The sequence below is a fragment of the Mesorhizobium sp. AA22 genome (assembly GCF_001672375.2).
GTDB lineage: Bacteria > Pseudomonadota > Alphaproteobacteria > Rhizobiales > Rhizobiaceae > Mesorhizobium > Mesorhizobium wenxiniae.
Window position 1 is genome coordinate 1829255 of sequence record NZ_CP048406.1, and the last position, 14641, is coordinate 1843895.

The window sequence follows — 14641 nt, forward strand, 5'->3', positions numbered from 1 at the left end:
TCTTAGAGCAAAGGGCAAGACGATGAGTTTGCAACACATCGAGCGGCCGGTCACGATCGCCGCACATGACGGCAGAACTAGCCTCGGCGCCGATCTTCCGCGCCTGGCCAACCGGGCTGTCGTCCGCTTCCTGTCCCGTTACGGCATCCTGATCGCCTTCCTCGCGATCTGGCAGGTCTCGAGCAGCGCGGGATGGGTCAACGCCGCGGTGCTGCCGCCGATCGACACGATCGTCTCCGCATTGTGGAATGGTCTGGTCGGCGGCACCTTGCTTGGCGACATCGCCATCAGCCTGCAGCGCGCCGGCCTCGCCTTCGCAGCGGCGGTGGCGGTTGCCATCCCGCTCGGTCTGTTCATGGGCCAGGTGCGCGCCGTCGAAACCGCGCTTGATCCGATCCTGCAGGTTTTTCGACAGACTTCTGCGCTGGCCCTCTACCCGGTGTTCATCCTGCTGCTCGGGCTGGGGGAGGCCTCAAAGGTCTTCGTCATCTTCTGGGCGACGCTGTTTCCGCTGCTGCTCAACACCATCAGCGGCGTCAAGCAAGTCGATCCGAAACTGCTCGAAATGGCCCGGGTCTATGGCGCCACGCGGCTCACCGCGTTTCGCCGGGTCGTGCTTCCGGGGGCCGTCCCGTCGATCTTCGTGGGCTTAAGGCTGAGTGCGACCACGGCGCTCTTGCTGCTGATCGCCTCCGAAATGATCGGCGCCAACAGGGGCATCGGCTTCCAGGTGATGAACGCGCAGTACAACTTCCAGATCCCGCTGATGTTTGCGGCGATCGTCATCCTCGCCGGCCTCGGCCTGATCGCCAACCAGGCGCTGGTTAGCCTTCAGCGGCGGCTCTGCCGCTGGAGCAATCCCATCGACTGACCAGCCTTTCACCATCCTCTCCAACAGGCACCATCCTCCAACAGGAAAGACCGGACCATGCCAATCACTCGCCGTTCCCTGCTTGCGGGCGCTCCCTTTGCCGCCGGCGTCATCGCCACCGGCCTGCCTCGCTTTGCCGCTGCGCAAGCTGCGCCGGTCACGTTTCGCTACCTCGCCAGCCGCGGCAGCATCTCGCCGCATGAGCTGGCGGACGAGCTCGGCTATTTCAACGACCTCGGCGTCAAGCTGGAGAATGTCGGCTACTCGGGCGGCGGCCCGGAATCGCTGTTCGCGCTCGCCTCCGGCAGCGTCGATCTCGGCTCGGCCGCAACCGCTGCGGTGATCAATTCGATCTCCGGAGGCAACGACTTCGTCGCCGCCTATCCAAGCAACGGCATCAACAGGCAAGTGCACAGCGTCTTCTACGTGCTGGAAGACAGTCCGATCAAATCGATTGCCGACGTCGCCGGCAAGACCATTGCGGTCAATACGCTTGGTGCCCATCTCGACTACACCGTGCGCGAGGCGCTGCACGGGGTCGGCCTGCCGCCGGATGCGGCCAAGCTCGTCGTGGTGCCCGGGCCGCAGCTTGAACAGACCCTGCGGTCGCGCCAAGTCGATATCGCGGCACTGGGCTATTGGCAGGCGACGTTTGCCGGCGCGCTGGTGGACAAGGGCGGCGTGCGGGGTGTGTTCAACGACACCGACGTGCTGGGCGAACTGGCCGGCGGCTTCACCGTCCTGCGGCGCGACTTCATCACGGCGCATCCGGATGGCGCCCGCAATTTCGTCGAACAGTCGGCCCGCGCCGCCGACTGGTCGCGCCAGAACCCGGACGAGGCGCGCAAGGTGCTCGCGGACATCCTCGACAAGCGCGGCGAAAATGGCGAGCTGGCACGCTACTGGACCGGCTTCGGCCTGCGCGAAGGGGCCAAGGCTGACGACCGCGACATCGACTTCTGGGTCAGCGTGCTCGAGCGCGACGGCCGCCTGCCCAAGGGCAGTCTGAAAGCCGCTGATATCCTTTACCGGCGCGGCGAAACGAAAACCAACTGACCGGGAGACGGGCGCCATGGCCACCACAAGCGGCGGCGAGGTCACGATCCGCGACCTGTCCAAATCCTTCAGCCTCGGCGGGCGTCCGCTTGCCGTGCTGAGGGCCCTCAACCTCGATATCCGCTCCGGCGAATGTCTCGTCATTGTCGGCGCCAGCGGATCGGGCAAGACCACGCTGCTGCGCATTCTTGCCGGGCTGGAGGCCTCCGACAGCGGCGGTGTCGCGATCGACGGCAAGCCGGTCCATGGCGTCGGCGCTGAACGCGCGGTGATTTTCCAGGAACCGCGCCTGCTGCCCTGGCTGACGGTACTCGGCAACGTCGCCTTTGGCCTCGAAGTGCGGGGCGTGCCCAAGGCGGAGGCCGAGGACAAGGCCCGCTTCTATACCGAGCTCGTTGGTCTGGCCGAATTCAGCGATGCCTATCCCAGGCAGCTTTCGGGCGGCATGGCGCAGCGCGTCGGCATCGCCCGGGCCTTGACCGTGCAGCCTGAAATCCTGCTGCTCGATGAGCCGCTGGGCGCGCTCGACGCCATGACCAAGATCGGCATGCAAGAGGAACTGGCGCGCATCTGGAGCGAGGAGAACGTCACCATGGTCATGGTCACCCATGATCTGGAAGAAGCGATCTATCTCGCGGACAGGGTGCTGATCCTGCCCAGGGAGAAGGGCGGCACAGCGCGGCTGGTCGAGGTTGAACTGCCGCGCCCCCGCGATCGCAGCGAAGGCCGGTTCGTGCGCTATCGCGAAGAACTGCTGCGCGAGTTTGGCTTGCACTGAGACGCGGCGACAGGCGCGTCTTGCGCTGCCTTATTTCGCCGCCCCCGACGAAAACAGCGCGCGCTCGACGGGCGGCTCCAGCGTTTGCGCAAAGGGCGTCGCCAAGTGGTGGCGATCGCGGTAGGCCAGCTTGCCGTCGATGAAGACATGGCAGGTCTTGGCGTCGCAGAACCGGTCGGTCATGTCGATATAGGTCGCGTTGGGGACGGTGCGCACGATGTCGCGCTCCACCGCGGCCACGGCGTCGTTGGCGGCGTCGGTTCGCGGCGCATCACATACCGACGGCGTCTGTCCCCGCCACAGCGCGCGGGCCACGCACGTGTCGGCGAACATGCCGTTGAACGGGACATCGCGGATGAAGGCGACTTTCAGCCCGGCCTGGCTGAACGCTTCCAGCGTTGCACGTAGGCCGGCCTGCCAGTCCCGGTCCTGGCTTTCGGATACCTTCACGTCGGGCGACAATTTGCGCGAGCTGGTCAGCGAGATCTCCGACATCACCACCAGGCTCGGGCGCAGGGCGATGATCTCCTTGATCGATTGCTCGCGCCATCGATCGCACTCGGTGTAGTCGCGCTTCAGCTTCGAGCTCCAGACCGTCAGCCGCGACGCCCGGCAGGCGGATTTGAGCCAGGTGACGACCTTGTAGTTGTTCTTCTTCGCCGCCTCGATCAGCGGCGTCGACCAGTGGTCGGCATGCGAATCGCCGAACAGCGCGATCGAGTGCTCGGCATTCTTGGCGCCGAACACACAGGGCTTCGGCGTGACGGTTTCGTAGTCGAGAACGCAGCCGTCCTTGGCGCGCGCGGTGGAGGGCTGTGCGGCAGTTTCGGCAATGATGCGTTGTGAGGGGTCGAGATCGTGCACGGCAAGGCGCGCATTGGCGTAAGTTACCACCACGCCGGCGCCGGTCAGCATTGCGGCGGGAATAAGCGCGCGCGCCGCGTTCGCCATCAGCCAGACGTTGCGGCGGATCGGGTTCTCGATGAAACTATAGGTGAAGATCGACAGAGCCAGCGTCAATGCTGCGCAGGCAAGCCGCCCGGGCCAGGAGAGGTCGGGAACCATCATCGTCGCATAGACGATGACCGGCCAGTGCCAGAGATAAAGCGAGTAGGAAAGTTTCCCCACCCATTGCAAGGGCGGCAGCGCCAGCATGGCGCTAGGCCCTCTTTGGACATTGCCGGAGCCGCTGAGCAGCAGCAGCACGGTGCCGGCCACCGGCACGACCGCCGCGACGCCGGGGAAGGGGGTGGCCTGTTCGCTGAAGGTCAGATAGGCCCCGGCGATCAGCGCCAGGCCAAGCCATGCCAGTGCTGCGCCCAGTTGCGGGCGCTCGCGCCAGAATTTTGCCGGCGCCATCGTCGCCAGGCCGCCGGCGGCGAATTCCCAAGCCCTGAGCGGCGAGAAATAGAAGGCCCAGGGCTGCGCCACGGTGGTGAGCCAGGCGCAGACGGCGAACGACACCGCGCCGGCGAGGCCGATCACCAGGATCGCCGTGCGCTTGCCCGGGCGCAGCCATGCGGCCAGCAGAAGCAGTGCCGGCCATACGAGGTAGAACTGCTCCTCGACGGAGAGCGACCAGAAGTGGATGAAGGGGTTGTTCGCCGTATCGGGGGCGAAATAGTCGAACGACCAGCGGATCAGCCATAAATTGATCGCATAGGCCGAGGCGAACATGGCGCCTTTCGAATAGAGCGCCTGTTCGTCCGGCGACAGGATGAAGTAACCCGCGACAAGCGTGGCGAAGATGACGAACAGCGAGGCCGGCAGCAGGCGCCGGGCGCGCCTTGCGTAGAACCGCCACAGGTTCAGCCTGCCGTCCTCGGCCATTTCCCGCAGCAGCTGGCCGGTGATCAGATAGCCGGAGATGACGAAGAACATGTCAACGCCGGTGAAGCCGCCCGGCAGGTCCGACAGACCGAAATGGAACGCGACGACGCCCGACACCGCCAGTGCACGCAGCCCTTCGATATCAGGCCGAAACGATGCTGACACGGCAAAACCTCGTGTGGTCGTTGAAAAAGCCACCCGTTGCGAAGGCTCGACGCGATGCACCGATATTGCAATGCAACAAATCTAACGCAGTGCAACATATGTGGAGTTGGCGGAGTGCAGGGGGTGTGCTCGTCGGCGGCTAGACCAGGAAGCGCCGCGGCGACGCTGCCATATGCACCCGGCGCGGCGGGGTGTTTTTTAAGCACAAGGAAGACAATTGGCCCGGCTAGCGGGCCCGCGTACCGATCTCAGGCTTAGAAGGAGCTCGCCGCTCGCGCGCCGGGCTCCTCCCCAGGTCGTCACCATCACGCATGCGCTGGCGGATGATGACGAGAGTCCCAGACCGCCCAGGCTGATGCCGCAACCACCAGCACGCCGAGGACAACATGGGTCGCCATCGCGTTGGCGTTCGCCACGAAGCCGAGCAGCCAGGGCGAGGCGATCAGCCAGAGCCCGACGACAAGGTTCACCCACTCTTCCCATTCGGCGAATACCGAAAGCGCCGCGAGAGCCAGGGCGCCGAGCACGACTGCGGCAATCCAGGCGTTCCACGCAGGAGCGGTTTCAGCAGCGAAGCCGATGACCCAAGGTGAGATGAACAGGCATGCCGCAAGGATCAGATTGATCCAATCCTGGGCCTTCTTTCCTTCCATCAGATTGTTTGCCATGACAACCTCCATAGATGAAGCTTGACCAAAGCACTACGTCGCGTGCAACGCACGCTTAGTCATTGATATATCGTACTTTCGACGGCTTTCAAGGAGTGGCCCCGGAGGGCCGGCCCTCGCGTCGGTTCCGTACCGCGGCGATGCCGCGTCTGCCACCCGCCTGCGCAATTCAGAAGCGCCGGTTCCCGGAGGCTTCGGCTGCTCGGGAGGATGAGGGCAACGTCAAGCGTAGCGGCACGTGGCAAACCGTGCCATTGCTGCTGATAATACGGGCGGGCCCGCGTTGCTCATGTCAGGTGCCTCGGCTATTGACCGGCAGCCAATGCCGGCACAGTTCCAAACGGAGCCCGACCATGACAGAGAAGACCATCCTCAAATTCGGCGCAGTCGAAAACGCCGAGGCGGGCGATCTCGCGGGCTGGGTCGTGGTCGACGGCAACCCAACCATGAAGACCGCCGTCCAGCACACCACAGAGGACGGCAAGGTCATGTCGGGAACATGGCAGGCTACTCCCGGCACCTATCACGCGACCTACAGCGACTATGAATTCGTGCACATGATATCAGGCCGCATCGTCATCACGCCCGATGGCGGCGCGCCCGTCGAAGTCGGTCCCGGCGATGCCTTCGTGGTCGAGGCCGATTTCAAGGGAACGTGGAAGATCATCGAGCCGGTGACGAAGCATTTCGTCGTCAGGGTAGGCTGAGGCCGGAGGCGAACCTATCGCGGCTTGCCGCGCCGCGTCTATTGATCCCGGGGCTGATCCCGGGGCCTGTCGATCCCCAGGACCTGTCGATCCCGGCCACCGCAAGCGTGGTGCGGTCGAAATAAAAGGATAGAGTCCCTCCATTAGGGGATGGATGAAACCCTAGAAATCGAAATAGATCGCCGGCGGATACGGACTGGACGCATTTTTGTCGACCGGCGCCGCCATCGTATCGGACGAGGCGTTGATCCCGCCGGTGGCCTTTTTGTCGAGCGGCGGCCGGGTTTTCTCGGCTGTGGCCGCTTTCGCATCTGTCGCAACGACTTTCGTTTTAGCCTCCACGGTTTGCGAAAGTGCGAGCACGGCGAGAAGTGCAGACAGGGCAAGTTTCATGGCGGCGTCCCTCGATGGTTAACGTAAGGTTAACCCCAGCCGCCGGCCCGAACACCGCCGCTGTGTGGAATGGCGTGGAATTCTCCGGAATTCCTGGAATATGGCTTGTGAAAAAGCGCGGCTGCAAGGAATCGGCGCGAGTTAGGCTTACGCAGCCGCGCCGACCGTAAGTTCAATCCTTGAAGCCGGTCGAGTCTAGCAGGGCGACCTGCTTGCCGTCGATGTAAAAGCGTATCACGTGCGCGCCGCCGTCGACTTCAATGCGCGTCGGCTCGATGGCCGGCGACGCAGGAGCCGCCTTGCCATATGTCGCTGCCGCGCGCGAGCCGGCAGCAGCACGCGACGGTCCATCCGGCCCGAAGGTCAGCAGCAGCAGTGCGGCGGATCCAGCCGCAACCGCGGTGAAAGGGATTTTGGGAGAAGCAGTCCGGGACATCGAATTATTCCTTCCTTGTTGCGGCGGCATCTACGCTGGTTTGTGCTGGTTGCGAGAGCTCGGCTTCGCCGTCGTTCAAATGACTGAGGAAGGGGAGTGGTACTCAAGCCTAGATAGCGTGAGTTTCATGACTTGCCCTTGCCCTGCGCGACCTTAGTGCCGCCCGGCAGGGCGAAAAGGGTAGGCGTCGCGTGGAGCGGCGTGGAATTCTGCGGATTTCCTGGAATATGGGACTTTAGGAGAAGTCCGGCCCGCAATGAATGCGGTGGGAGCAAGTGCTGGCACATGTTATGCCTCGCGGTGGCATAAAGGGGCGGGTAGGATGGCACAGCATATCGCGCAGAAATTACGGTTGACTGCGGCCCTGCTGGGAACCGTCGCTCGCAAGGATTTGGCGGCAGCGTTCCGAGGCGTCAACCCGAAGACGGCGTTCGATCTCGGCCGTGCCGACAAATGGCTGCAGGGCCGCGCCCAGCCGCGCGAGCTCAGCGTCTACGACGACTGGTCGAAGCTTCTCAAGCTGGAGCAGCCCGGCGCCTGGATCGCAGAGAGCGACCTGCCAGGCTTCACGGCGGCGATCTGCGCCCGCCACGGCATCGAGAGGGCCGAACTGGAACGCCGCGTCGGCGCGCAGTTCGAGACGGCGTCCGGGCATGAAGAGCGAAGCCTTGGATTGGCCCTTGCCGGAACCTATGCATGTTATTCGCGCGCCCTGTCGCCCTATTATCGCGGCCAGTTGATCAGGGGCAGTCTTTCGATAGAGACCGGGCCGGGGGCGCACGGCCTGACTGTCGCCTATCGCGAGGCATTGCCGACCGGGCAGCTGCTGCTCGGTGGGCTGATGACGTCGGCAAAACGCGGCCTTTATGCGCATCTGAAGGAAACCAGCGGCGAAGCCCAATTCTTCTTCTGCCTGTTTCCGCACTCCCGGCCCGGAAGCGTGCTTGGCGGCTATCTTTGCGGCACCACCATCATCGGCCCGGAGCCGCAGCCGTCCCTGACCAGGATCCTGATGATCCGCTTGCGCAATCCCGCGCCCCAGGGATGGGGCGGATATCTGCCGCTCGACGGGTCGATCGCCGATGATCTGGCTTCGCTCGGCGTGGCAATTGAGCAGCCGGAAATGGTCGACCGGCAGCTGGCCCAATTCCTCGCCGGAGACAGCAAGGGCGGCGGTGCTAGCCAGATCCCGCCGGCCGAGTTCCGAGGCATCCTCGACGTGTTCGACCGCCATTGGCTGCGTCATTCGTATTAAGCCTGACCTCGTCTTCTGCCTGTGCGGAACCGATCACCACGTCAGTTGTTTTGTCCGGCGACCGAAGCGCCCGTCCGGCTGTCCAGTTGGGCCGCAAAGCGCCGCCCTTGTCGATCGCGTCTTCGAACTCGCCGGCGCGAAGAAGCGAAAGTTGCACGCCGGCTCAATATGCCTGATCATGGCTATGGCAGGGCGGAGGTATCAAGTGGCGGCCAATCGTCGAAACGGCATGCACCCCGCCGAGCCCGGGGTGATGGGCGTTGTTTCCTCTGCCAGAACCCTACCGCGCATGTCATTGCCCACCGTCGCAACAGTCGTGGCGGCGATTGCGGCCCTGTACTTCGGGCGCGAGGTTTTCCTGCCGATCGCAATCGCTCTCCTGCTTACCTTTGCGCTCGCACCCATAGTTTCCGGACTCAAGCGAGTCGGCCTTCCCCGTCTCCCGGCCGTCATCGCCAGCGTGCTGAGCGCATTCACGGTCCTCGCGCTGTTCTCCTTCATTGTCGCCACGCAGGTGAGCGAACTGGCGCAGAACATCCCGCTTTACCAGTCGAATATCCTGACCAAGGTCCGATCCCTGAAGGAGACCGGCGTCGGCGGAGGCATCATCGCCAGGCTGAGTGGGGTGATCGAACGCATTGGTCAGGAACTCGACCGACAGGAAACCTCACCGCCTACCGCAGGTGAGCCAGAGCGCGAGCCGGTGCCTGTCGAGATCATCGCGCGCGAAAGGCCGCTCCAGGTTCTCCAGAACCTGATCGGCCCGCTGATCAGCCCGCTGGCATCGGCCGGCCTGATCATCGTCGTCGTCATCTTCATGCTGCTCGAGCGCGAGGACCTGCGCGACCGTTTCATACGCCTCGTCGGGTACGGCGATCTTCATCGGACCACCGAGGCGCTCCAGGAAGCGGGCAAGCGGGTCGGCCGATATCTGCTCATGCAATTGGTGGTGAACATCGTCTATGCCGTGCCGATTGCATTCGGGCTTTGGGTTCTCGGCATACCCAATGCACTGCTGTGGGGTTTGCTGGCGTTGGCGCTGCGCTTTGTTCCCTATATCGGCCCGATCATTGGTGCGTTGCTGCCTTTGTTCCTGGCGCTTGCCGTGGCTCCCGGCTGGTCGCTCGTGCTATGGACCGCCGGGCTGTTCGTGGCCATGGAAATGATAACCGGCAACGTCGTCGAACCGTGGCTCTACGGTTCACGAACCGGGCTTTCACCATTGGCCATCATCGTTGCGGCTATCTTCTGGACCTGGCTCTGGGGGCCGTTGGGCCTGGTTCTGTCGACGCCGCTCACTGTCTGTCTCGTCGTGCTCGGCAGGCACGTGCCGCAGTTCGAATTCCTCGACGTTCTGTTCGGCAACGAACCGGTGCTCGAACCGCATGCTCGGCTCTACCAACGGCTGTTGGCCGGTGATCCAGAGGAAGCCACAGATCACGCCGAGGAGATCCTGGAGGAAAGATATCTGTTCGAATTCTATGACAAAGTCGCCATTCCCGCACTTCTCCTCGGCGAACAGGATCGGGTGCGGGGTGTCATGGGCGATGAGCAAAGACGACAGGTGGCGGCCAGTGCGCAGACGCTGGTGGCGAACCTTGACGATAGCGCACGGGAGGAAGCAGAGGAGGACGATGATCCGGCCGCGGCCGAGCCTGCCACAGCAGATGAGGACAAGCAGGCTCAAGGGGTGAGCGAGAACGACATCGAACTCCCGGATGGCACGGACATCTCAGTGCTTTGTGCCGGCGGCCGCGGGGAACTCGACGATGCCGCCGCCGCCATGCTGGCGCAGGTGCTCGAAGTGCAAGGGGCGACGGTCTCGAAGGCGAGCTTTGCCGACATGGAACCGGCGAGCATTCGCCGGCTCGAACTCGACGCTGTCGACACCGTTGTGGTCGGATTCCTGAACCGCGACTCCGTCAAACATGCCCGTTTCCTGGTTCGTCGGCTGAAACGTGTCAAAAGGGCGCTGCGGGTGGGGATCGTGTTCTGGTCGGAGGACGGCGACGACAAAAACACAGCCGTCGAATTGGCCAATGACATCAACGCCGATTTTGTGGCGTATGGCATGGTCGAAGCCGTTCTCGGCGCGTTGTCGAGCGATCCGCCGGTTGCGCTGAAGATCGCTGCCAAGCGCCGCATGCGCCGCCGGTTGCGTCCTGCCAAGAAGGCGCCGCTTGCCGCTGCAAAATGAGCGCGGGACAGGGCGGCGAGGGCGTGGGCTCATAATCATGTCTGGCGCATTCCTGACGTCTGCCGCCGACCTGGTGTCCGCGATCACGCCAATCAAATCAGTCAGTAAGCGTAGGCGAGGGCTGGAGTCGCGTGCGACGTCAAAGGTACAGAGCAGAAATGCCAAGTTGGCGGGTCGCCCGCCCAACCAGAAATATTTCAACCGAAGGGGAACCTCACGGTCGCAGGCAAGTTCGGTACGCGATGTGGGGGAGATTGCGCCATCCTGCTTTATCGTTGTCGTGCTTGCGATCTTCTCCTTCCTCGGATTCCAGTAGGAGGGACTATGGAGCGCGACTACGATCAACGAGGCTGGGCTTGAGAGCGCCAGTCTGTCATCCTGAGGTCGACCTCTGCTCACCGACAACACCTGGACTCGCTCCCGCTCGCGCTCGCTTGGTCAACATTCGACGCTTGCACCCGTACCACTCAGAGGCGACGCGATGGCGGCCCGAATGAAATTGTGGTGGGGGTCGGAACTGGCAACGGTCGATCGCCTAGCGGGAGCGCTGGCGCGAGCCTTGGCCGACGGATCGCACGCATGAGCGACGAGCCGGCGCGTCCGCCGGGCGAATATCCGTCCGAGTTTGCCAGCTTCTTCATGGCTGGCTTCGAATGTTCCTCGCATCGGCGCGGCGACGGAGTGCGCCTCGATTTGATTCGCGCAACCGCACACGACAAACACGCCCTCGGCGACTATCGCAGCTGTGCTGCCCTTGGGCTTCGCACGATCCGCGACGGCTTGCGCTGGCACCTTATTGAAACTGCGCCAGGAGTCTTCGACTGGTCGGGTTGGATTTCAATGATCGAAGCGGCTCACGCGGCGGGGGTGCAGGTCGTCTGGGATATCTTCCACTATGGCTCACCAGATCACGTAGACCAAGGCGCCCCAGACTTTACAGAAGCCTATGTCCGCTTCGCCGCTGAAGCTGTCCGGGTCCATCGCTCCATCACAGGAGTAGCTCCCTTGGTGTGCCCGATCAATGAGATCTCATTTTTCGCATGGGCCATAGAGGTCGGCTATTTCCCACGCGTGGGGCCGAAGAAGCGGGGATGGTTCAAGCGACAGCTTGTGAGGGCAGCGGTTGCGGGCGTCAAGGCGATGCGAGATGCCGAACCTGATTGCCGGTTCATATGGGCTGAACCGCTAATCCATGTTGCTCCCCGTGACCGTAGTCGTGCCGAGCAGCGGCGCGCGGAAAATGTTCGTCAGGGCCAGTTTGAAGCCTATGACATGCTGACGGGCCGTGCCGAGCCCGAATTGGGCGGCACCGAGGACTGTGTCGACGTCATCGGACTTAACTTTTATCCGCACAACCAATGGTACTTTCAGGGGCCAACGATACCGATGGGCCACCACGAATATCGGGCGCTTTCCGACATGTTGGTCGAAGTCGCAGAGCGCTACAGAAAGCCCATGTTCATCGCCGAGACAGGCGCTGAAGGATCAGGCCGGCCGGCATGGCTCCATTATGTTTGCGATGAGGTCCGCGACGCAATGAGCCGTGGTGCCCCGATTCAGGGTATATGTCTGTACCCGGTGACTGCGTATCCCGGCTGGGACAATTCGCGCCACGCGGAAGTCGGCTTATTCTCCACGATTCATGCCGACGGTTCGCGCAGTCTTCGCCAGCCGGTTGCAAATGAATTGGAGCGCCAGCGCACACTGTTCGCGGCGGGTGTTTCGTAGCGTCGAAGAAGGGGCGGGCCACGTCAGTAGGTGGGGAACTGCTCCGAATGTTGGCCGAGCATCGTCCGCTGGGTAAGCATCTGCACCGTGCCGTTTGCCGGCAGGCTCTGTTGAATGCGCGCGAACGTCGCCAGAGCCTGACCGACAACCTGATCCATATTGTAGTAGCGGTACGTGGCCAGGCGCCCGACGAACCACACTTCGGGGCACGCCGCTGCCAGTGCTTCATAGCGTTTGTACAGCGCCTCGTTTTCCGCCCGCGGCACCGGGTAATAGGGATCGCCGATATCGGTTGGATATTCGTAAGTCAGGCTGGTCTTCGGACTCTGCTGTCCGGTCAGATGCTTGTACTCGGTAATGCGGGTATAGTTTTCCGTCTGCGGATAGTTGACAACGGCGACCGGCTGAAACTGCTCGCAATCAAGTGTCACGTGCTCGAACCGAAGTGACCGATAAGGCAGACGACCAAGGCTCCAGTCGAAATATTCATCGACCGGCCCAGTGTAGATCATCCGCTGAAAGGGGATCTTGTCGCGAATTTCGCGATAATCGGTCTGCAGCATGATCTTGATCCTTGGGTTGTCCAGCATGCGCTGGAACATGCGTGTATACCCGCCAGCCGGCATATTCTGGAAAGTGTCGCCAAAGTAGCGATCATCGCGGTTGATCCGCGTTGGGACCCGCGCAGTCACGGACTTGCTTAGTTGGGCCGGATCGACACCCCACTGCTTCCTTGTATAGCCGCGAAAGAATTTTTCGTAGAGTTCCCTGCCAACGGTGCTCACAACTACGTCTTCAGCTGTCCGGACTTCCTCGACCGTTTCTCGCCGGGATGCGAAGAACTCCTCCAACTGCTCGGGCGTCAATTCAAGATCGTACAGACGATTGATCGTGTCGAGGTTGATCGGTATCGGCAGCAGTTTTCCGTCGACCGAAGACAGTACGCGATGTTCGTAAGGCCTCCATTCGGTGAACTGCGAGAGGTAGTCTATGATCGATTGGGCGTTGGTGTGGAATATATGCGGCCCATAGCGGTGGACCAGAATTCCAGCTTCGTCGTAACAGTCATAAGCGTTGCCGCCGATGTGATTTCGCCGGTCGATGAGCAGGACGCTTTCCCGCCGTTGCGATGCGATGCGTTCGGCGAGCACGCTGCCAGCGAAGCCGGCGCCGACAATCAACCAATCGAACATGGTCAGGCTCCCCGGCGCAAAGGCACAATGCTTTTCATTGCATAGGCGCGCTGGATATGGGCAGCCATTGCGTCCCACGTTCGTTCCCAGGACATGTTGGCGAGGTAGGCATCGACTTCCTTCAACAGGAAATTCCGGGGACGTGACAGAAGGGACCGAAGCTTGGTTTCGATGTCTTCGGCGTCAACAATGTCGACCAGGCCTTCGGCGCCATAGGTGCGCACGACGTCCACAATCGCCGTGGAGACCACCGGCAGTCCGGCGGCCAGGAACTCAGGAGTTTTGGTCGGGCTGATATAGCGTGTCGCCTCGTTGAGCGCGAACGGCATCCAGCCGGCGCTCCAGTGCCTGAGATAGCGAGGCAGGTCGGCGTAGGGCTTGGCACCCAGCCAATGTAAGTTACTTGCGCGCGGCAAGCTTAGCGGGTCGATCTTGACCACCGGGCCGAGCATGACGAAATGCACTTCGGGCATTGCCGCAGCCGCCTGTGCGATCATTTCAACGTCGAGCCGTTCGTCGATCACGCCGAAGAAGCCCACTCTCGGGTGAGGTATGTCTGCCTGGTCTACAGGGTCATCGCCGGGCTCTCTTGCCTTGTGGAAATGCGCAACGTCGATGCTGCTGGGGAAGGGAAAAATCGACTTGTGGAGGCTTCGTTTGGCCTCGTACAGACTCTGCCCGCCCGTGAACACGACATCAGCGCGCTGGAACAGCGCCTTTTCCATCTGCGTCAACTCTGCCGGCGCGTTCTTGAAGGCGGAGAGTTCATCCATGCAGTCGTAGACGCACACGTCGTAGCGGAGATGATCGCTGAAACGCAGCGCCATCGGCGTGTAGTACCATACAGTCAGCCGGTCATGCGGCGCTGAGGTGAGGATCTGGTCGACGAACCTGCGCTGGATGGCGTCCGCCTTTGTTGCGGAAATGCCGGCCGGAAGAACCGGGGTTACGATTGTGATCATTGCAGATCGATCGTTCACCCGGATCGAAGGATAGCATATTTCCTCGTAGACCGGCTCCTCAAAGTAAATTAGCTGCTGCTGTTTTGAGGCGTGCGTCAGAATATGCTGCGGGCGTTGGTGTACGAAATCCCACCTGAGGTGAGAAAAGCAAAGTATAATAGACGGTTTTATGGGGATATTTGATTTATTTTTTTTGCCACCCGCTATTTTCATGGAAGATTCCTCTGAATTATAGTTTGTTAATCTCCAGATTAACATATGTTAATCGAAGCACGCTCCTGATGAATCCTTTATCCTTATATCTAACTTTCATTTGAGTAAGTTGTTCCCTGGATTTCAATTGGCTGTAGCCGCCGAGCCGGCCACTTGCGCAATTGTTCGAAGAGACGCGGCGCTGCACCA

Annotated in this window: 13 protein-coding genes; 7 read left to right on the top strand and 6 right to left on the bottom strand. The window is 62.0% G+C overall.

Going from position 1 to position 14641, the window contains the following annotated elements:
* The first annotated feature begins 22 nt into the window (after positions 1-22).
* Genes A9K68_RS08990 through A9K68_RS09000 form a run of 3 tightly spaced genes read left to right on the top strand, consistent with a single transcriptional unit; the run spans position 23 to position 2705 of the window.
* Positions 23-871, top strand: a complete 849-nt coding sequence (locus tag A9K68_RS08990; RefSeq protein ID WP_065008646.1) for an ABC transporter permease — start codon at positions 23-25, stop codon at positions 869-871.
* Positions 872-928: 57 nt separating this feature from the next.
* Positions 929-1927 carry an ABC transporter substrate-binding protein gene (locus A9K68_RS08995; RefSeq protein ID WP_065008647.1) on the top strand — a complete coding sequence of 333 codons (999 nt, stop codon included), beginning with the start codon at positions 929-931 and terminating at the stop codon, positions 1925-1927.
* A gap of 16 nt (positions 1928-1943) precedes the next feature.
* A complete protein-coding gene (locus tag A9K68_RS09000) occupies positions 1944-2705 on the top strand; it encodes an ABC transporter ATP-binding protein (protein ID WP_065008648.1) in 762 nt (253 codons plus the stop codon).
* 30 nt (positions 2706-2735) lie between these two features.
* On the opposite strand, the gene A9K68_RS09005 is transcribed toward A9K68_RS09000, so the two are convergent.
* Positions 2736-4700: an acyltransferase family protein gene (locus A9K68_RS09005; protein ID WP_065008678.1), complete on the bottom strand. Its 1965-nt coding sequence runs from the start codon at positions 4698-4700 to the stop codon at positions 2736-2738.
* A 305-nt stretch (positions 4701-5005) separates the two neighbouring features.
* Entirely contained in the window at positions 5006-5368 is a 363-nt protein-coding gene (locus tag A9K68_RS09010) for an SPW repeat protein (protein WP_029351215.1), read from the bottom strand.
* 353 nt (positions 5369-5721) lie between these two features.
* Between A9K68_RS09010 and A9K68_RS09015 the strand changes: the two genes are divergently transcribed.
* Entirely contained in the window at positions 5722-6075 is a 354-nt protein-coding gene (locus tag A9K68_RS09015; RefSeq protein WP_065008649.1) for a cupin domain-containing protein, read from the top strand.
* 162 nt (positions 6076-6237) lie between these two features.
* Here the strand turns inward: A9K68_RS09015 and A9K68_RS09020 are convergent, their stop codons facing one another.
* Positions 6238-6468 (bottom strand): hypothetical protein, encoded by a 231-nt coding sequence (locus tag A9K68_RS09020; protein WP_065008650.1) that lies wholly within the window; start codon positions 6466-6468, stop codon positions 6238-6240.
* A 172-nt stretch (positions 6469-6640) separates the two neighbouring features.
* A complete protein-coding gene (locus A9K68_RS09025) occupies positions 6641-6904 on the bottom strand; it encodes a hypothetical protein (protein ID WP_065008651.1) in 264 nt (87 codons plus the stop codon).
* Positions 6905-7226: 322 nt separating this feature from the next.
* On the opposite strand from A9K68_RS09025, the gene A9K68_RS09030 reads away from it, so the two are divergent.
* From A9K68_RS09030 to A9K68_RS09040, 3 genes are all read left to right on the top strand, one after another.
* Positions 7227-8159, top strand: coding sequence for a hypothetical protein (locus A9K68_RS09030; protein ID WP_065008652.1), 933 nt, complete (start codon positions 7227-7229; stop codon positions 8157-8159).
* A gap of 205 nt (positions 8160-8364) precedes the next feature.
* Positions 8365-10356, top strand: coding sequence for an AI-2E family transporter (locus A9K68_RS09035; RefSeq protein ID WP_065008653.1), 1992 nt, complete (start codon positions 8365-8367; stop codon positions 10354-10356).
* Positions 10357-10935: 579 nt separating this feature from the next.
* A complete protein-coding gene (locus tag A9K68_RS09040; protein WP_065008654.1) occupies positions 10936-12084 on the top strand; it encodes a beta-glucosidase in 1149 nt (382 codons plus the stop codon).
* A gap of 23 nt (positions 12085-12107) precedes the next feature.
* Here A9K68_RS09040 and glf read toward each other — a convergent pair whose 3' ends face one another.
* Together glf and A9K68_RS09050 are read right to left on the bottom strand one after the other, a co-directional pair.
* The gene (gene glf, locus A9K68_RS09045; RefSeq protein ID WP_065008655.1) at positions 12108-13277 is read right to left on the bottom strand and encodes a UDP-galactopyranose mutase; all 1170 of its coding nucleotides are present in this window, start codon (positions 13275-13277) and stop codon (positions 12108-12110) included.
* Between the two features lie 2 nt (positions 13278-13279).
* Positions 13280-14452, bottom strand: coding sequence for a glycosyltransferase family 1 protein (locus A9K68_RS09050; RefSeq protein ID WP_065008656.1), 1173 nt, complete (start codon positions 14450-14452; stop codon positions 13280-13282).
* Positions 14453-14641: the final 189 nt, after the last annotated feature.